General features: G+C 58.2%; 14 protein-coding genes and 3 rRNA genes. 14 read left to right on the plus strand and 3 right to left on the minus strand.

Features of this window, described 5'->3' with window-relative positions; translation table 11 throughout:
- The first annotated feature begins 2 nt into the window (after positions 1-2).
- From AV059_RS13940 to AV059_RS13970, 7 genes are read left to right on the plus strand one after another with little or no spacing between them, the layout of a single operon-like run.
- Entirely contained in the window at positions 3-2,495 is a 2,493-nt protein-coding gene (locus tag AV059_RS13940) for a type II/IV secretion system ATPase subunit (RefSeq protein WP_058995314.1), read from the plus strand.
- Entirely contained in the window at positions 2,492-4,528 is a 2,037-nt protein-coding gene (locus AV059_RS13945) for a type II secretion system F family protein (RefSeq protein WP_058995316.1), read from the plus strand. The genes AV059_RS13940 and AV059_RS13945 overlap by 4 nt, the downstream gene beginning before the upstream one ends.
- 58 nt (positions 4,529-4,586) lie before the next feature.
- The gene (locus tag AV059_RS13950) at positions 4,587-5,129 is read left to right on the plus strand and encodes a hypothetical protein (RefSeq protein ID WP_058997609.1); all 543 of its coding nucleotides are present in this window, start codon (positions 4,587-4,589) and stop codon (positions 5,127-5,129) included.
- 2 nt (positions 5,130-5,131) lie between these two features.
- Positions 5,132-5,698, plus strand: a complete 567-nt coding sequence (locus AV059_RS13955) for a hypothetical protein (protein ID WP_058995318.1) — start codon at positions 5,132-5,134, stop codon at positions 5,696-5,698.
- Positions 5,692-6,579 carry a hypothetical protein gene (locus tag AV059_RS13960; protein ID WP_058995320.1) on the plus strand — a complete coding sequence of 296 codons (888 nt, stop codon included), beginning with the start codon at positions 5,692-5,694 and terminating at the stop codon, positions 6,577-6,579. Before AV059_RS13955 ends, AV059_RS13960 begins: the two co-directional genes overlap by 7 nt.
- Positions 6,576-7,040 carry a hypothetical protein gene (locus AV059_RS13965; protein ID WP_058995322.1) on the plus strand — a complete coding sequence of 155 codons (465 nt, stop codon included), beginning with the start codon at positions 6,576-6,578 and terminating at the stop codon, positions 7,038-7,040. The genes AV059_RS13960 and AV059_RS13965 overlap by 4 nt, the downstream gene beginning before the upstream one ends.
- Positions 7,037-7,792 (plus strand): hypothetical protein, encoded by a 756-nt coding sequence (locus tag AV059_RS13970; protein WP_058995325.1) that lies wholly within the window; start codon positions 7,037-7,039, stop codon positions 7,790-7,792. Before AV059_RS13965 ends, AV059_RS13970 begins: the two co-directional genes overlap by 4 nt.
- 65 nt (positions 7,793-7,857) lie before the next feature.
- Here AV059_RS13970 and AV059_RS22465 read toward each other — a convergent pair whose 3' ends face one another.
- On the minus strand, positions 7,858-7,995 hold the full coding sequence (locus AV059_RS22465) for a hypothetical protein (RefSeq protein WP_195156696.1): 138 nt from the start codon (positions 7,993-7,995) through the stop codon (positions 7,858-7,860).
- 317 nt (positions 7,996-8,312) lie between these two features.
- Here AV059_RS22465 and AV059_RS13975 point away from each other — a divergent pair, with 317 nt between their 5' ends.
- The 7 genes from AV059_RS13975 (at position 8,313) to AV059_RS14005 (ending at position 16,289) form a co-directional block, all read left to right on the plus strand.
- Entirely contained in the window at positions 8,313-8,549 is a 237-nt protein-coding gene (locus AV059_RS13975) for a UPF0058 family protein (protein ID WP_004516302.1), read from the plus strand.
- A 153-nt stretch (positions 8,550-8,702) separates the two neighbouring features.
- Entirely contained in the window at positions 8,703-8,999 is a 297-nt protein-coding gene (locus AV059_RS13980) for a translation initiation factor eIF-1A (RefSeq protein WP_044951882.1), read from the plus strand.
- Between the two features lie 633 nt (positions 9,000-9,632).
- Positions 9,633-11,104 (plus strand): 16S ribosomal RNA (locus tag AV059_RS13985).
- Between the two features lie 369 nt (positions 11,105-11,473).
- Positions 11,474-14,404: ribosomal RNA gene (locus AV059_RS13990) — 23S ribosomal RNA — on the plus strand.
- Between the two features lie 134 nt (positions 14,405-14,538).
- Positions 14,539-14,661 (plus strand): 5S ribosomal RNA (gene rrf / locus AV059_RS13995).
- The 16S, 23S and 5S rRNA genes sit together here, the layout of an rRNA operon.
- Before the next feature lie 195 nt (positions 14,662-14,856).
- Positions 14,857-15,276, plus strand: coding sequence for a CopG family ribbon-helix-helix protein (locus AV059_RS14000; RefSeq protein WP_058995327.1), 420 nt, complete (start codon positions 14,857-14,859; stop codon positions 15,274-15,276).
- Positions 15,277-15,377: 101 nt separating this feature from the next.
- Positions 15,378-16,289 carry a PLP-dependent cysteine synthase family protein gene (locus tag AV059_RS14005; protein WP_058995329.1) on the plus strand — a complete coding sequence of 304 codons (912 nt, stop codon included), beginning with the start codon at positions 15,378-15,380 and terminating at the stop codon, positions 16,287-16,289.
- 34 nt (positions 16,290-16,323) lie between these two features.
- Here AV059_RS14005 and AV059_RS14010 read toward each other — a convergent pair whose 3' ends face one another.
- Together AV059_RS14010 and AV059_RS14015 are read right to left on the minus strand one after the other, a co-directional pair.
- Positions 16,324-16,869 carry a DUF5804 family protein gene (locus tag AV059_RS14010; protein ID WP_058995333.1) on the minus strand — a complete coding sequence of 182 codons (546 nt, stop codon included), beginning with the start codon at positions 16,867-16,869 and terminating at the stop codon, positions 16,324-16,326.
- 27 nt (positions 16,870-16,896) lie between these two features.
- Positions 16,897-18,084: a tRNA sulfurtransferase gene (locus AV059_RS14015; RefSeq protein WP_058995334.1), complete on the minus strand. Its 1,188-nt coding sequence runs from the start codon at positions 18,082-18,084 to the stop codon at positions 16,897-16,899.
- Positions 18,085-18,088: the final 4 nt, after the last annotated feature.

Consider the following 18,088-nt stretch of genomic DNA (forward strand, 5'->3'; position numbering starts at 1 on the left):
CAATGGCTATCGATGATACTGGGGGAGGTGAGTCAGATCAGGTCAACGGTGGGGGGAACCTGACTGACGAGCCTGTACGAGTCGGCGAATACACGTGGGACGATCTTCGGCGGGAGGTACACGATGGGGGGCGGTTCGACCGGAGCGTGTACCTCGGCTTCGAGCCGAGAGAACTCAGTCAGCGACTCGAAGACGCGGCAAGCGCCGGTAAGACACTGCAAGCGCCGTTCGAAGAGTACCTCGACCCAACCACGACACCAGTCGCGAAAGACATCTACACGTGGGAGCATTTCAAACAAGAGTACTATTACAAGGACGGCAGTCTCCCCCGTGACAGTGACGGCGAAGTCATCCCTTTCGACGAAAGTGAGTATCTGAACTTCGACCCCGAACACACGGAAAACAAGCTGTCCGCCGCCGAAGACATCGCCAGTGAACTGCACGAGTACGTCGACGAAAACACCGTCGACGTGAATCCGGAACTGGACGAAGACGAGTTCTTCTCGACACGGGACGGCCACACGACCGTCGTCAACCGCTACGACCTCGAAAAAGCCGTTCCCCAGTCGAAGAAATCTCATTTCAACGAACTGGAACGGTACTGGGTCAACAAACCCTACGCCTGCGTCATCATCTTCCACTCACGGAAAGAGAACGAGAAGAAGTACTACGTCATCGAGCCGTATCTCACCGATATCGAGATCGACCTCCGGGAGTTCCTCTCGGGCAAGCTCAAGACCGCGATCAAGTATTCAGAGGACGATGTGATCGTTCAGGGGACCGACGCCGACCGAGCACAGGTCATCCAGCGGGAGGCCGAACAACTCCTCTCGCGGTACGACCTCTACAACGGCTCGGTCTCCAGTAGCGGTGAAGAGAGCGTTCTCGGACAGGTCAAGGAACTGTTCGGGCTGGACGAGGAAACACAAAGTGAAACGGCGGGACAACTCTCAGGCATTTCAACACGTCCCGAACCGGCTATCCTCCAAGATGACGACCCGAAGCTAAACGAGTATCAGGTCGAGAAGCTGCTGTATATGCTCAAGCGGGACTTCGTTGGCTACGCCCGCATCGACGGCGTCAAACACGACATCAACGTAGAGGATATCTCCTGTGATGGGTACAACTCCCGGGTGTTCGTCTATCACACCGACTACGAGCAGATTATCTCGAACGTCGAACACGGCGAGGGGGAACTCGACGACTTCGTCGTGAAACTTGCCCAGCGGTCCGGAAAGGGTATCTCGAAGCGCCAGCCACAGGTCGATGCGACGCTGCCGGACGGGTCACGTGCCCAGTTGACCCTGGGCCGGGAGGTGTCTGACCACGGGACAAACTACACCATCCGGCAGTTCAAGGATGTCCCCTTTACGCCGATCGACCTCATCAACTGGAACACCTTCTCGCTGGACGAGATGGCGTTCCTCTGGCTCTGTATCGAGAACAACAAGAGCCTCATCTTCGCCGGCGGTACTGCCTCCGGGAAGACGACGAGCCTGAACGCCGTCTCGCTGTTCATCCCGTCGAACTCCAAGATCGTCTCTATCGAGGACACGCGTGAGGTCGAACTGCCACAGCGGAACTGGGTGGCAAGCGTCACGCGCCCCTCCTTCGGCGAGGACGACAAGGGCGACGTCGACGAGTTCGACCTGCTGGAGGCCGCACTCCGTCAGCGCCCGGACTACATCGTCATGGGTGAGATCCGTGGTGAGGAAGGGCGGACGCTGTTCCAGGTCATGTCGACCGGCCACACCACCTACACCACGTTCCACGCCGACTCCGTCGGCGAGGTCATCAAGCGGTTCACGACCGAACCCATCAACGTCTCGAAGACGCTGTTTACGGCGCTGGACCTCGTGTCGATTCAGACCCAGACCCGGGTCGACGGCAACAAGGTCCGCCGGAACAAGTCCCTGACCGAAATCAACGAGTACTCCGCCGAGAACGACGAGATCAACGTCCGGGACGTGTACGAGTGGCGCGCCGAGACGGACGAGTACATCCAGATGGGGAACTCGAACACGCTCGAAGAGATCAAGTTCGACCGTGGGTGGACCCAGGATAAACTCGACGAGGAACTGTTCAAGCGCAAGGTCGTCCTCGCGTACCTCATCGAGAAGGGGCTGAACACCTACACGCAGGTCGCGGCGACCATTCAGGCGTTCATCAACGACCCCGACACCATTCTCACGCTCATCGCCAACGATCAACTCGAACTGTCACTTGAGGACCTCCGGGAGATGGAATCTGTCAAGATCGATATCGACCCGGAGAAAGAGGAGATGGTGCCCCGGCCGGACGCGCCGCCGGAAATGGTCGAGGAGACCAAGCAGGTGCTTGACAACGCACAGCCGCTGTTCAACACCTACAAGAGCCGCGAAACGCCGGATATCGTCTCAGCGCTGATGGACGATTCCGAGGAGACCGCTGACGAAGACAGCATCGACTTCGGCCAGTTCGTTCCGAAGGCCGGAGCGGAGGCAGATAGCGAATGAGCCTCGACACACCGAGTCAGCAACAGGTGGGCAGCGGCGGTGCGCTCGGTGACACGTTCTACCCGGCGTACCAGATGGTGTTCGACGACGAGGGAGACTTCGTCAACAGCGTCGAGAACAAACTCGCGGAGGCCCGGATGGCCGACAACGTCGAGATGTTCCTCGCACGCGCACTCGCAGTCGGTGTCATCGCGGGACTTGCGCTGTGGCTCGTCGGCACGTTCCTCGGCTATCTACTGGTCCAGTTGCTGTTTGCCGGTGGGGAAGCGCCGACACTCATCGGGATTCCAGTGTCCGAGAGCGTCTCAGAGATTCTAGCTGTGCTGAAGCTCCCCTTCCTCGTCATCGTGACCGGCTTCGTCTTCGGCGCCATCGGGTTCGGTATCGGGTTCGGGTCGCTGGTATCGATTCCGTACTTCCGCGCGAGCGCGCGCGAGCGCGAAATCAACGTCCTATTGTCCGATTCAATCTCGTTCATGTACGCGCTATCCGTGGGCGGGCTCAACCAACTCGAAATCCTGCAGTCGATGGGAAAGGCCGAAGACACGTACGGTGAGGTCGCAAAGGAGTTCCAGTCCATCGTGCTGGAGACGGAGTATTTCGATACTGATTACCGGACCGCTGTCCGGAACCAGGCGCTGCAAACCCCGTCGGACGAACTGTCCCAGTTCCTGACGGATATGCTCTCTATCATTAACTCCGGCGGGGACATGACCTCTTTCCTCGAAGACCAGAAGGAAAAGCACATGCGAACCGCCCGGCAGGAACAGGAGAAGATGCTGGAGACGCTGGAACTGTTCGGCGAGATGTACATGACGCTCTCGCTGTTCCCACTGCTTCTCATCATCATTCTGGTCATCATGTCGATGATGGGCAACGCCCAGAAATCCCTCATTTACGGGACCGTGTACGGGCTAATTCCCCTGACAGGTCTGGGCTTTCTGGTCCTCGTCTCGACTGTCACGCAGGACTCTATCGGGGACGGCTATTTGCGTTCGAGCCCTGGCGAGAAGGAACTCGTCGTCGACGAAGGTGTCGGCGTGTTCAACCTCGGGCTCATCGAGAGCTACACAGGGACCTACAGCGTCTTCGACCGGATCAAGAGTCGGGAGGGGACCCACGAACTCCTCGCTATCCTCACGCGGCCTGACCTGTTCTTCCGTGACCATCCGCTGTTGGTGCTGTGGCTGACGGTGCCGCTGTCAATCCTTGCCGTCGTCGCAGCTATCGTCATCGGCTGGGCCCCGTTATCGCTGGACGGGATGATCGCTGTCCCGGTTCGCTCGACGTTCTTCTGGGTGTACGTCCCGATGTACCTCAACTTCATCCCGCTGATGATCTTCTACGAGTGGAACCAGCGCTCTCGGAAGGCAATCATCGGTAAACTTTCCGAAAACCTCCGGAAGCTCGCATCAGCCAACGACACCGGGATGACGTTGCTAGAGTCGGTCAAGGTGGTCTCCGAGACGTCCTCCGGAAAGCTCTCTGAGGAGTTCGAGACCATCCACGCAAAGGTCAACTACGGCACGAGCCTGAAAGACGCGCTCCGAGAATTCAACAACAAGTACAACGTCCCACGACTGGCACGGACAGTCAAGCTCATCGCAGAGGCACAGGAAGCCTCCAGCCAGATTCAGGACGTGCTCTCGACGGCTGCCCAGGCCTCGGAGAATCAAGACGACATCGAACGCGAACGAAAATCCCGGACGCGGATGCAGACGGTCATCATCCTGATGACGTACCTGACGTTGCTCGGCGTGATGGCGTTGCTGAAGACACAGTTCCTCGATGTGATGTCGGGACTGGCGACGCAGGCCTCCGGGTCAAGTAGTTCGAGCGCGCCCGGCGGCGGCTTCGGTGGCAGCGTCGACACGGAACTACTGTCGATGCTGTTCTTCCATGCAGTGACGCTACAGGCCCTGCTGTCGTCGTTTATCGCCGGCTATATTCGGGAAGTGAAACTTGTCGCAGGCGTAAAATTCGCAGTCGTCCTGTCGACGATTGCACTGGTGGTGTGGATCGCCGTGGGATAGCTGCCCCTTTGGCGGCTCGATGGCGGACGTATCAGATAACAAACAGGGTGTGTGGGATATGGATACAAGAGCACAAACACCGCAGGACTTCGCCGTAGGGGTGAGCGTCCTGCTCGTGACGATAATCGGGGTATTGGCCTTCGTACAAGGTAGTGCGATCGGCGTGTACGAATCCCCAGATGTACAGCGTAACCAACCAATTGCGGACAGGGCAGCAACGTACCTTGTGGAAAACCACTCGGTTGAGGGGACGCGGAACCTCATTCGCTACAACACGAGCGGTGGGATCAGCGAGTCCCTCAACAAGGACGAAGCCAATCCCCCCGGCACGCTTGTGCTTGATGGCTTAAAATCGAACGCCGGCCTCAACACCGCAACCCAACGCCGGACAAACGCATCACTCAATGTAACCGTCGTCAACGCGTCATCGCTCGAAGCAGGCACACGGGACCCAGCAGTTGATGATCACGGCCAGCGGCTCGCATGGGGGCCTGATGCCGCCGATAGAAACAACATCGCAACGACCTCCCGCGTGGTGAAACTGACCAACGCAACCGGCCAGTGCGATCCAGTCTGCTGGCTCATCGTGAGGGTGTGGTAACGATGCGTGGCCAAGCCTACACGCTAGAAGGTGTTCTCGCGGCTATCGTCGTTGTGACAGCGACCGTCTACGGCCTGTCGGCAGTCGACACCGGTCCGTTCCAGACCGGCGCCCAGCAGCGGACCGCGGCACTGGAAACCCGCGCGAGCGACACGCTATCACTGGCGGCAGAAACCGGGGCGCTGCACAACGCAACGGCGTGTTACAGCGTCGGAACACCGACACTCAACGGCAACCAGACGGGCAGCTCAACCGAGTTCGAGCTGATGTTGAACCGGACTTTCGACCGGCAGGGAGAACAGTACAATCTCTACTTCAGTTACTCGGACTCAGGCGCGCGCCAGACAATCCTCGCCTCGCAGGAATCAGACGAGAACGTCGCTAAGCGGCCGGCTGATGCAGCTGTCGCAACCGAAACGGTGACGCTGACTGACGATATGCCCACCCGAATCGGCGACTGCAGCGGCACCGGCCCGTCTCTCTCGACCGTCAGCGGGTATTTCGCTCCCGATGCAGAGCCCGACTCTATCGTCTACAACGTCGTGGAGGTGCGTCTGGTCGTATGGTAGCCAACGAGCGCGGACAACTGCTGTTGGTTGGTGGCATTGCCATCGCTATCGTCGTGTTCAGTACAATACTGTTTGCCCACAGTCTCGCTGTCACTGACGGTATCACGACCACTGGAAGTGCAAACACTATCGAGCGGTCAGCTGACCGAGAAGCCTCCGTTGAGCGGGATTTTGGACGACTCGCGGCCCAAACGCGGGGCGATGACCTCGACGGATTCGAGGCACGATACGAGGACGCGCTTCAGAACTACACGCGGACACACAACCGTGTCGTTGGAGGCAGCGGTGGGGTCTATCTGAACGCAAAGCTGAACGAAACTGCGTCGCTCGGCACCGAGGTAAATCAGACTGCTACCCCCGCAGAGAAGTTCAAGAAGCCGAGTGGTGGTGGTGGAAGCAAGTGGGACTTAGTAAACGATAGTACTCGTGTAGCGGTGTTCAATGTTACCTATGCTGACCTCAATGGCGTTGGGAATCCGACTACCATCGTCGTCGAAAATACGACGGATCGATGGACAATGACACTTGACGGAACACCGCCGGGAAAACAGAAAGAGATACTAGTTAACGGTGTCTCACAGTGCTCAAATAAGGGCACCGCCTACGTCGATTTGCTGGCCGGAACATGTGTGATTAACGGTACAACTGGAACGTACCCAACTTTCACCAGCGAACTTGAGGGACCCTACAACGTCACAATCAAACACGGCGCCAAATCAGATGTCAGGTATCGATTCGCGGCCATCGGCACCTTCCCGAGCACGAACTATGGTTCCGGAGATACCGCGCCGTATCCCGTCGTCCCTGCCATAGACGTGACCTACGACACACCATCTGCGAGCTACAACCGAACAGTTCTGGTGGAGGTGGACGACGGATGAGCCTCGACCGTCTCCTGTCTGACAGCCGCGGCGTCTCGCCCGCGGTCACGCAGGCGCTCACTATCGGCATCACGTCGCTGCTGGTGACCGGCCTTCTCATCGGTGGGAGCCAGATGGTCGATTCACAGCGTGAGCGCGTGACAGAGGAAGCGCTGGAGAACGTCGGCGATGGTATCGCGCGCGACCTGATTCGCTTGGATGCGTTCGACACTGAGTCACTCAATTCGACAGTGTCGTTTCGTGCGACGTATCCCGAGCGGATCGCTGACCAGTCGTACAATGTCGAGGTCTCTCCGGATACCTCACGCACGAGCGTGTACGTGAATGCATCAGGACTGAACCGGTACGCTGTCGTCCGATTCGAAAATGAAACGAATGTCTGCCCATCTGTCGTCTCCAGTGGACCGCTAGCTGTCTCGTACAATGCGACGGCCGACTGTATGGAGGTGACACGCGGATGATCTCGCCACCGTCAGGACAAGGCGGTCACAACCGTGGTGTGTCCGATCTGCTCGCGTTTACGCTCACGTTCAGCATCATCATCACTGGCATCGCGCTGGTGACGCTCGGTGGACTAGGGGCGTTCGACGCTATTCAACAGGGGGCGACAACTGATGTCGCCGAAACGTCGATGATCGGGTTCGCAGAGACTACGGACGACCACATCGAGGGCGGCGCCCCACGACGGACCACGAGTATGAAGCTCCAGGGTCACGGCCTCTCCATTCGGTCGTCAACGCTGAACGTAACTGTCGATGGACGGTCAACAGATATCTCGACCGGAGCGTTCATCCGAGAGACTGACTCGGGGACTGATATCGTCTACACCAGCGGTGCAGTGTATCGGGTCCAGCAGGAGGGCCTGGTCGTCTCACGGAAACCTAGTTTCCGGTGTACCCCTGATAGCGGCAGTGCATACCTCTCCGTCCTTTCGCTTGACGGACAGACCGATTTCTCCGCGTCGAGTCGTGTCACAATCGAGACGACCGTCCAGAACAAAACGCTTGTTTCGCCACAGGCCGGTAAGCAGCCATCTGCTACAACCGTCTCGATCAACGTCTCGGAGACTGCGTACCCGGATGCATGGCACCGTCTGTTCGAGCAGGAACTGTCGAACTGGTCCGGCCACTCGGAACCACACACGTACCAGTGTACTGGTATCAGCCGCGCTGTCGTCCACAATACGACGGTCGATATCCGTACTGTCACCTAACGGCCTCTGTCTGCGGTGCATAGACCCGTCGCTGTAGGACTCCGTTCTGGACGGTGAGAAAACCGTTATGCAGCAGTCATCAGCGCTGCGATGAATGACCACTCCGTCCCGCTGTTTGCTTCTTCTTGTTTCGCCATAGCCGCAGTCTTGTCTCGTGGGTGCTTCCAGTTCATTACGACCATCGGTACGTGCTCAGCAGTCATGAAGTGTTCGATAACTAATATATTGTTGTGGTTTTTCATGATTGAGAGCGCTTCGCAGGTCAGTAGCCACCCAGTTCTCTTTAGCCGTTAATGACAGAGCTTTCACATAGTGGTAATTCTCCGTTTCGTTCGATATTCGGGGTGGAAAACAGAATATTATGATCCGCAGGCGATAATCGTAGTACAATCGGTTATACGGCGGTAAGCGGCTCTCTATTTACATCTAAGATTGCTAAGAGCTGCATCCGAACGACACCCACATGTGAGTCGTTGGCAAGGTAGTACTATTACCCTCCACTCCATAAGATTGGATACTAATGAAGAAGCAAGAACTCATTCACCTTCACAGTCTTCTCGCGCAGGTACAACACCACTACGAGCACGAAGCGGACACGAGCGTTGAGCACGATCTGTACGCCGACCTCGGTGTCAAACCGACATCGATCCACAAATCGAAGACAGACCACAAGGAAGCAGTGTTTGCGCTCGCTTCCGGACTGACGGATGCAATGGCCGAGGAAGCCGACGAACCACAGGCGCTGACTGCCGACTGAATCGACGTACTGTCGTCAGTTCGTTCTCACCGTTTCACTATTCTCAGTAGCTATCGGCCAGTTCCTACCGTGGCACGGCCACTATGTCGGCCGCATGGTACACGCTATCTCGCCTCTCAAACGACTTATACGGGAGGCCATCGTATTTATACTGTGAGCGACGATTCAGGGCGGCGGAATCTCCGCATGCCTACAAACGACGAGATGTTTGCAGTGGTAACAGAGCACCTTGGCGGGAACCACGTCCGCATTCGCTGTGAGGACGGCGAAACCCGACTCGGCCGGATCCCGGGCCGGATGAAGTTCCGAACCTGGATTAACGAGGACGACATCGTTCTCGCCGAACCGTGGGACTGGCAAGACGAGAAGGCCAACATCGAATGGCGCTACAAGGGGCAAGACGCTGACCAGCTCCGTGCCGAAGGCCACATCGACTCGCTGACCGCCTAATTTTACCACTGTACCGCGTCCTGGTTCACGACGACGGTGAGATATTTCTCTGCTGTAACCAGCGATTGTCCCTGGGCTGACTGCTTGCTTATTGAGTGTCTTGACCCTTGCTCCGTCTTAGCTCCCGGTGCACTACGGTTGTCTACCGTCGAGTACCTACCACTCCCAATTGATATATAATGGCTGGCTGGAACTCGGTCACTGCATCCCATGTCAGAATCAGAGAACGAATACACGTTGGACCACCGACACCCGGATGCAGTCTTGCGGTTATGCGTGTCACGCCATCACGTTACGTATGCGTCGTGTGTGTTCTACACAGGGCGGGCGTGAGACGATTCATTTATATGTTCCCCCGTCTTCTGAACTAATGCGAAGGTCGCACCGGGCAGCGAGCCCGGGTCGACATGCTCGGCCGGCCACCTGGGTCGGCCCGAGCCACGAGAGACTCTCGCCTTCCCTTCTGGGGTCGGCGAGGTCTCATCCCATGAGGATTCCACCCCTGCGGTCCGCCGTTAAGATGGAATCTGATGTGAGCCCACGGACCCATGCAGTAGTCAACATTGGCGTAGGAACCAATGTGTTAGCTTCCGACGGAGTGCAACCACTTCCGCCGCTGATGTATATCAGCACATTCCGGTTGATCCTGCCGGAGGCCATTGCTATCGGAGTCCGATTTAGCCATGCTAGTTGCACGAGTTTAGACTCGTAGCATATAGCTCAGTAACACGTGGCCAAACTACCCTACAGACCGCAATAACCTCGGGAAACTGAGGCCAATAGCGGATACAACTCTCATGCTGGAGTGCCGAGAGTTGGAAACGTTCCGGCGCTGTAGGATGTGGCTGCGGCCGATTAGGTAGATGGTGGGGTAACGGCCCACCATGCCGATAATCGGTACAGGTTGTGAGAGCAAGAGCCTGGAGACGGTATCTGAGACAAGATACCGGGCCCTACGGGGCGCAGCAGGCGCGAAACCTTTACACTGCACGACAGTGCGATAGGGGGACTCCGAGTGTGAGGGCATATAGCCCTCGCTTTTCTGTACCGTAAGGTGGTACAGGAACAAGGACTGGGCAAGACCGGTGCCAGCCGCCGCGGTAATACCGGCAGTCCAAGTGATGGCCGATATTATTGGGCCTAAAGCGTCCGTAGCTTGCTGTGTAAGTCCATTGGGAAATCGACCAGCTCAACTGGTCGGCGTCCGGTGGAAACTACACAGCTTGGGGCCGAGAGACTCAACGGGTACGTCCGGGGTAGGAGTGAAATCCTGTAATCCTGGACGGACCACCAATGGGGAAACCACGTTGAGAGACCGGACCCGACAGTGAGGGACGAAAGCCAGGGTCTCGAACCGGATTAGATACCCGGGTAGTCCTGGCTGTAAACAATGCTCGCTAGGTATGTCACGCGCCATGAGCACGTGATGTGCCGTAGTGAAGACGATAAGCGAGCCGCCTGGGAAGTACGTCCGCAAGGATGAAACTTAAAGGAATTGGCGGGGGAGCACCACAACCGGAGGAGCCTGCGGTTTAATTGGACTCAACGCCGGACATCTCACCGGTCCCGACAGTAGTAATGACAGTCAGGTTGACGACTTTACTCGACGCTACTGAGAGGAGGTGCATGGCCGCCGTCAGCTCGTACCGTGAGGCGTCCTGTTAAGTCAGGCAACGAGCGAGACCCACACTTCTAGTTGCCAGCAACACCCCTGCGGTGGTTGGGTACACTAGGAGGACTGCCATTGCTAAAATGGAGGAAGGAATGGGCAACGGTAGGTCAGTATGCCCCGAATGGACCGGGCAACACGCGGGCTACAATGGCTCTGACAGTGGGATGCAACGCCGAGAGGCGAAGCTAATCTCCAAACGGAGTCGTAGTTCGGATTGCGGGCTGAAACCCGCCCGCATGAAGCTGGATTCGGTAGTAATCGCGTGTCAGAAGCGCGCGGTGAATACGTCCCTGCTCCTTGCACACACCGCCCGTCAAAGCACCCGAGTGGGGTCCGGATGAGGCCGTCATGCGACGGTCGAATCTGGGCTCCGCAAGGGGGCTTAAGTCGTAACAAGGTAGCCGTAGAGGAATCTGCGGCTGGATCACCTCCTACTGACCGGGATCAGGGCTCTGCCCTGACCCACCTACATTGACTGGTGACCACAAGTCACCACGAGTCGGTAAGCGCCGACTACTGCATGGGCCCGCTGGGCTCACAAAGACCTATCCGAGGCGGATATCCCTTCACGGGGATGTCGGGTGCAACTCCCGACGGGTCCGTACTTCGTATCGCTCCGAACCGTGCCCCTTAAGTGTGGGACGGCGCTCGGATGTGATACGACGACAGATGCACCAGGCCGGGTGAAACCGAGCCTGGGAAGGGTCGATTCGCCCACCATCTCCACCTTGGGGGCGAATATGAAACCGTGTGTACGTGCGATCCAGGCGTCCACTGGACTCGTTCAGTTGAACGAGTCACAACGACGTTGGCTACTATGCCAGCTGGTGGATTGCTCGGCTCAGGCGCTGATGAAGGACGTGCCAAGCTGCGATAAGCTGTGGGGAGCCGCACGGAGGCGAAGAACCACAGATTTCCGAATGAGAATCTCTCTAACAATTGCTTCGCGCAATGAGGAACCCCGAGAACTGAAACATCTCAGTATCGGGAGGAACAGAAAACGCAATGTGATGTCGTCAGTAACCGCGAGTGAACGCGATACAGCCCAAACCGAAGCCCTCACGGGCAATGTGGTGTCAGGGCTACCTCTCATCGTCCGACCATCTCGACGAAGTCTCTTGGAATAGAGCGTGATACAGGGTGACAGCCCCGTACTCGAGACCAGTACGACGTGCGGTAGTGCCAGAGTAGCGGGGGTTGGATATCCCTCGCGAATAACGCAGGCATCGACTGCGAAGGCTAAACACAACCTGAGACCGATAGTGAACAAGTAGTGTGAACGAACGCTGCAAAGTACCCTCAGAAGGGAGGCGAAATAGAGCATGAAATCAGTTGGCGATCGAGCGACAGGGCATACAAGGTCCCATGACGAATGACCGAGACGCGAGTCTCCAGTAAGACTCACGGGAAGCCGATGTTCTGTCGTACGTTTTGAAAAACGAGCCAGGGAGTGTGTCTGTATGGCAAGTCTAACCGGAGCATCCGGGGAGGCACAGGGAAACCGACATGGCCGCAGGGCTTTGCCCGAGGGCCGCCGTCTTCAAGGGCGGGGAGCCACACGGACACGACCCGAATCCGGACGATCTACGCATGGACAAGATGAAGCGTGCCGAAAGGCACGTGGAAGTCTGTTAGAGTTGGTGTCCTACAATACCCTCTCGTGATCTATGTGTAGGGGTGAAAGGCCCATCGAGTCCGGCAACAGCTGGTTCCAATCGAAACATGTCGAAGCATGACCTCCGCCGAGGTAGTCTGTGGGGTAGAGCGACCGATTGGTGTGTCCGCCTCCGAGAGGAGTCGGCACACCTGTCAAACTCCAAACCTACAGACGCTGTTTGACGCGGGGATTCCGGTGCGCGGGGTAAGCCTGTGTACCAGGAGGGGAACAACCCAGAGATAGGTTAAGGTCCCCAAGTGTGGATTAAGTGTAATCCTCTGAAGGTGGTCTCGAGCCCTAGACAGCCGGGAGGTGAGCTTAGAAGCAGCTACCCTCTAAGAAAAGCGTAACAGCTTACCGGCCGAGGTTTGAGGCGCCCAAAATGATCGGGACTCAAATCCACCACCGAGACCTGTCCGTACCACTCATACTGGTAATCGAGTAGATTGGCGCTCTAATTGGATGGAAGCAGGGGCGAGAGCTCCTGTGGACCGATTAGTGACGAAAATCCTGGCCATAGTAGCAGCGATAGTCGGGTGAGAACCCCGACGGCCTAATGGATAAGGGTTCCTCAGCACTGCTGATCAGCTGAGGGTTAGCCGGTCCTAAGTCATACCGCAACTCGACTATGACGAAATGGGAAACGGGTTAATATTCCCGTGCCACTATGCAGTGAAAGTTGACGCCCTGGGGTCGATCACACCGGGCATTCGCCCGGTCGAACCGTCCAACTCCGTGGAAGCCGTAATGGCAAGAAGCGGACGAACGGCGGTATAGGGAAACGTGATTCAACCTGGGGCCCATGAAAAGACGAGCATAGTGTCCGTACCGAGAACCGACACAGGTGTCCATGGCGGCGAAAGCCAAGGCCTGTCGGGAGCAACCAACGTTAGGGAATTCGGCAAGTTAGTCCCGTACCTTCGGAAGAAGGGATGCCTGCTCCGGAACGGAGCAGGTCGCAGTGACTCGGAAGCTCGGACTGTCTAGTAACAACATAGGTGACCGCAAATCCGCAAGGACTCGTACGGTCACTGAATCCTGCCCAGTGCAGGTATCTGAACACCTCGTACAAGAGGACGAAGGACCTGTCAACGGCGGGGGTAACTATGACCCTCTTAAGGTAGCGTAGTACCTTGCCGCATCAGTAGCGGCTTGCATGAATGGATTAACCAGAGCTTCACTGTCCCAACGTTGGGCCCGGTGAACTGTACATTCCAGTGCGGAGTCTGGAGACACCCAGGGGGAAGCGAAGACCCTATGGAGCTTTACTGCAGGCTGTCGCTGAGACGTGGTCGCCGATGTGCAGCATAGGTAGGAGACATTACACAGGTACCCGCGCTAGCGGGCCACCGAGTCAACAGTGAAATACTACCCGTCGGTGACTGCGACTCTCACTCCGGGAGGAGGACACCGATAGCCGGGCAGTTTGACTGGGGCGGTACGCGCTCGAAAAGATATCGAGCGCGCCCTATGGCTATCTCAGCCGGGACAGAGACCCGGCGAAGAGTGCAAGAGCAAAAGATAGCTTGACAGTGTTCTTCCCAACGAGGAACGCTGACGCGAAAGCGTGGTCTAGCGAACCAATTAGCCTGCTTGATGCGGGCAATTGATGACAGAAAAGCTACCCTAGGGATAACAGAGTCGTCACTCGCAAGAGCACATATCGACCGAGTGGCTTGCTACCTCGATGTCGGTTCCCTCCATCCTGCCCGTGCAGAAGCGGGCAAGGGTGAGGTTGTTCGCCTATTAAAGGAGGTCGTGAGCTGGGTTTAGACCGTCGTGAGACAGGTCGGCTGCTATCTACTGGGTGTGTTATGGTGTCTGACAAGAACGACCGTATAGTACGAGAGGAACTACGGTTGGTGGCCACTGGTGTACCGGTTGTTCGAGAGAGCACGTGCCGGGTAGCCACGCCACACGGGGTAAGAGCTGAACGCATCTAAGCTCGAAACCCACTTGGAAAAGAGACACCGCTGAGGTCCCGCGTATAAGACGCGGTCGATAGACTCGGGGTGTGCGCGTCGAGGTAACGAGACGTTAAGCCCACGAGCACTAACAGACCAAAGCCATCATTCATACGCACTGTGACTCATTCACCGACGATTTAACTCGTCGCTGAACGAGTCCAGGCGCAAACTGGATCGCACGTAATCACACGGTGGAGATCGATCGAGACTGGTACCCTCGCGGTTCGATTCCGTGACTCGACGTTAGGCGGCCACAGCGGTGGGGTTGCCTCCCGTACCCATCCCGAACACGGAAGATAAGCCCACCAGCGTTCCGGGGAGTACTGGAGTGCGCGAGCCTCTGGGAAATCCGGTTCGCCGCCACCATTCATACCTTTCATAGCCCACTCAGGAGAATCATCTCTCCCGAGTGGGCTTTCCGTATTTATACAAAGTGAGGGCTATCAGCACAGCAAGCCAGTCGTTTACAAGATACGAGCTAGCGGCAGCGCTATCCGGAGTGATTCCAGTCTGTGCGAGCGGATATGAACTATTAATACTCCAACGGAGCCGAGTTAATACATGGGCGTTGTTAGTATCTCGATGCCGGACGAACTGGAGGAGCGAATCGACACGTTCGCCGACGAACACGGGTACACGGGTCGCAGCGAGGTTGTTCGGGAAGCGGTCAGGAATCTGATGGGGGAGTTCGAGGACAAGCGGCTGGAGGACCGCGAACTGATGGCGATCGTCACTGTGTTGTTCGACTACGAGACGACAACCGTCGAGGAGAAAATGATGCATCTCCGTCACGACCACGAGTCCATTGTTGCGTCGAACTTCCACAGTCACGTCGGCGACCGGTACTGTATGGAACTATTCGTGCTGGAGGGACAGCTAGATGACATTTCCGCGTTCGTGGGCAAAGTCCGAGCTACGAAAGACACGCTGTCAGTCGATTACTCGGTGCTGCCGGTCGACGACATAAACCTGTTCAGGTGAAGGGGGTGTCGACGCCGGAAAGCGCTGCCGTGTCTTGGAAGTCCACGAACCGTTTGAGACCTTCAGTAGGCGTTTAAGTCGGGGCCGCGTAGCCGGCGGCGATGGAAGACTCTATTCTCGATACAATCGGGTCCCCGCTGGTCTCGGTTCACGCACCGGAGGGTGCAACCGTTGCAGCGAAGATCGAGTCGTTCAACCCAGGCGGGTCCGCGAAGGACCGGCCGGCGAAGTACATGATCGGCGACGCCGAGCGAAACGGCACACTCGAACCGGGTGATACGCTGGTCGAACCGACGAGTGGCAACACCGGCATCGGGATGGCGATGGTTGGCGCGACCAAAGGCTACGACGTGGTGCTGGTGATGCCGTCCTCGAAGTCACCGGAGCGCCGCCAGATAATGAAAGCCTACGGCGCGGAGATCGAACTGGTCGAGGGCGACATCTCCGACGCGAAAGAGCGTGCGGACGAACTGTGCGACCGCGACGACCACGTCCAGTTACGGCAGTTCGAAAACCCGGCGAATCCGACGGCGCACTACGAGACGACGGGCGAGGAAATACTCGAACAGGTGGGCGACCGGACTGTCGATGCGCTGGTTGCGGGCGTCGGAACCGGCGGCACACTCACCGGTACCGGCCGTCGGCTACGGGAAGCGTACCCCGAGATGGATATCGTCGCGGTCGAACCCGCGGACAACGCCGTCCTCTCGGGGATGGAGCCGGGCACTGGTGAAGATAGCTTCCAGGGAATGGGACCGGGCTTCGTCAGCGACAACTTAGACACCGATCTGCTGGACGACGTGCTGACGGTCGAACTCCCGGATGCAGAAGACGAGTGCCGACGACTCGCCCACGATGAGGGTATCCTCGTCGGCCAATCCTCGGGTGCGTCGAACCTCGCCGCGCGCGAGGTAGCCGAGCAACTCGTCGCGGACGGCGTCGACGACCCACTCGTGGTCACAGTCTACTGGGACAGCGGCGAGCGGTATATGTCGACCGGAATGTTCGACTGAGAACAGTCTGTTCTGCGCGCGCGGCGTGATTGAGTCAGGCCCCGAACTCCGATTCGGTCACCCTGACGGTGAGCGTGTCGTCCACGTCTCGAAGGTCGTACTCGGGAATCGTGTCTCCAGTCCGTGTCAGGAGCATCGGCTCGACAAGCTCGGGTGGGCGCTCGGTCTCCATCGCCTGTGTGTCGGGCGTTGGCTCCGGTTCACCTTCAGACGAGGCTTCGTCAGTAGATTCGTCGGGTACGTCCGACTCGACGATACCGTACACCTTGAGAAAGCGACCGGTATCCTCGGGAGCAACGTCGTCGTCCCGGATCGCTGCGGCGAGGTTCCGGGAGAGCCATTCCGTCTCGCTGATCGAAGGGTCACGGACGAACGCGGCGTCAGCAAAGCGGACGAGATACCAGTTCAGATCGTTCAGGAGCGCCACAGCTGCGCCGAGGCTCACGGTGTCGACGGCGACGGTGTTCTCGAACGGTTCCTGCAGGTCGTAGGTGGCGAGTGCGTTCCGAGCGGTCTCGCGAGAGAGGAGTTCGTACCGGAGATTCACGTCCTCGCTCCCGACGAGACAGACCTGCGTCATGGCTCAACCCTGGCCCGCCCCGGAAATTTAGCTTTCGATGGGGACGACAGTGCGGTCCCGGGCACAGGCTTCGGCGCGCTCGAACAGGTCGTCGGGCTCGGCCGCCCGAATTGCTTCGAGCGAGGCATTAGTTTCCGGATGTGATGGCGCGACGCGGTTGCAACCGGTGTCGATTGTCGAGTCCTCGAAGGTCCCGATAGACCGTGCGTGATTGGTAATCTTGGACTTATCAACGGTGAGGTTCGGTCGGTGTACTGGAAGCGTAGTTGCGGCATCGGTGACGGCAATGTTCGCGCTCGTCTGGCTGGACTTCTGCCCGATTGCTTCGCCGGTGACGATGCCGACGGCGTCACACTCGTTCGCGATAGCTTCGGCGGCTGCGAGCATGAACCGGCGGAGAACGAGCATTCGGAGGGACCCGAGGTTTTGAGAGAGGTCGGTGACGATGTCACCGGCGTCGATTACGGACAGCGACAGGTCGTGTCCGGGTGCGTACGTGGCGAGCGTTTCGACGGTCGAAACGGCTCGCGCCCGGTGATCGGGGCCACCGTAGTCACCGAGGTCAACGTAGACGGGGAGCACGGGTGCGCCGCGTTTCATCACTTTCCAGGCAGCGACAGGCGAGTCGATGCCGCCGCTGACGAGGGCGACGACGGGTCGCTGGGTCCCGAGCGGGAGGCCACCGGGTCCCGAACGTTTCTCACAGAAGACGTAGGCCTCGTCGGCGCGACACTCGACGAACAGTTCGAAATCGGGGTCGTCGAGGTCGACAGCGGGATCGCCACCCAGTTCATCGATTGCCTCCCAGACGGCGGTCCCGCCGTCGGATTCGATGTCTGTACTCGAAAAGGGATGTGCGTCCGCCGGCCCCGCCCGGCGAGCGTTGACAGCGAAAGCGCCACCATCGTACTGTTCTCGCGTGGTTGCGGCCAGTGCCGCTTCGATTGCAGACAGCGTCGGTTCGACGGTCGTGACCGCCGAGGCGGAGGTGACGCCGAACGTGTCGGCCGCGGCCGCGGTCACGCCCTCGGGCTGGGAAGTGTGGACGAACAGCCGGTTCCGGCGCTGTTCGATGTCTCCTGACAAGCCGCGCGCGTCGAACATTGCGCGGAGGTTGTCCGCCAGTTGCCCCTCCATCTTTCGACGGACTTGGTCGCTCTTGACGCCGAGTTCTCCGTGGCGAACGAGCACGCTGTCGGCGTCTGGCGGATGCATACCC

Source organism: Haloarcula sp. CBA1127 (genome assembly GCF_001485575.1).
GTDB lineage: Archaea > Halobacteriota > Halobacteria > Halobacteriales > Haloarculaceae > Haloarcula.

Coding starts and splice junctions, on each gene's coding strand:
- AV059_RS13940 (WP_058995314.1), top strand. CDS start 3: ATGGCTATCGATGATACTGGGGGAGGTGAGTCAGATCAGGTCAACGGT.
- AV059_RS13945 (WP_058995316.1), top strand. CDS start 2,492: ATGAGCCTCGACACACCGAGTCAGCAACAGGTGGGCAGCGGCGGTGCG.
- AV059_RS13950 (WP_058997609.1), top strand. CDS start 4,587: ATGGATACAAGAGCACAAACACCGCAGGACTTCGCCGTAGGGGTGAGC.
- AV059_RS13955 (WP_058995318.1), top strand. CDS start 5,132: ATGCGTGGCCAAGCCTACACGCTAGAAGGTGTTCTCGCGGCTATCGTC.
- AV059_RS13960 (WP_058995320.1), top strand. CDS start 5,692: ATGGTAGCCAACGAGCGCGGACAACTGCTGTTGGTTGGTGGCATTGCC.
- AV059_RS13965 (WP_058995322.1), top strand. CDS start 6,576: ATGAGCCTCGACCGTCTCCTGTCTGACAGCCGCGGCGTCTCGCCCGCG.
- AV059_RS13970 (WP_058995325.1), top strand. CDS start 7,037: ATGATCTCGCCACCGTCAGGACAAGGCGGTCACAACCGTGGTGTGTCC.
- AV059_RS22465 (WP_195156696.1), bottom strand. CDS start 7,995: ATGACTGCTGAGCACGTACCGATGGTCGTAATGAACTGGAAGCACCCA.
- AV059_RS13975 (WP_004516302.1), top strand. CDS start 8,313: ATGAAGAAGCAAGAACTCATTCACCTTCACAGTCTTCTCGCGCAGGTA.
- AV059_RS14000 (WP_058995327.1), top strand. CDS start 14,857: ATGGGCGTTGTTAGTATCTCGATGCCGGACGAACTGGAGGAGCGAATC.
- AV059_RS14005 (WP_058995329.1), top strand. CDS start 15,378: ATGGAAGACTCTATTCTCGATACAATCGGGTCCCCGCTGGTCTCGGTT.
- AV059_RS14010 (WP_058995333.1), bottom strand. CDS start 16,869: ATGACGCAGGTCTGTCTCGTCGGGAGCGAGGACGTGAATCTCCGGTAC.
- AV059_RS14015 (WP_058995334.1), bottom strand. CDS start 18,084: ATGCATCCGCCAGACGCCGACAGCGTGCTCGTTCGCCACGGAGAACTC.